General features: G+C 48.4%; 1 pseudogene. It reads right to left on the bottom strand.

Going from position 1 to position 250, the window contains the following annotated elements:
• Window positions 1-238, bottom strand: a pseudogene (locus R0J92_RS25205) (SDR family NAD-dependent epimerase/dehydratase); the annotation flags it as partial.
• Window positions 239-250: the final 12 nt, after the last annotated feature.

Here is a 250-nt window from a genome sequence, read left to right as displayed (position 1 = left end):
CGCCATGAACGCTCGTCTTTGTCGTTTGAACAGGATCACGCTGATAGTGAATCGGAGAAGCGGGGCACGCCAGATTATAGATCTCGTCTACTTCGACGTAGAGCGGGAAGGTTATATCGTGCCGCATAAACTCGAAGCGTGGATTACCAATCAGACGAAGTATATTCTCCTTGCTACTTGTATAAAGGTTGTCTACGCACAGAACATCATCGCCGCGCGCGAGTAGTTTTTCACACAAATGAGACCCAAG

Source organism: Tritonibacter sp. SIMBA_163, from assembly GCF_046535935.1.
Taxonomy (GTDB): Bacteria; Pseudomonadota; Alphaproteobacteria; order Rhodobacterales; family Rhodobacteraceae; genus Epibacterium; species Epibacterium scottomollicae.
Note: the sequence above shows the minus strand (reverse complement) of the source record. Positions and strands in the feature narration are given on the sequence as shown.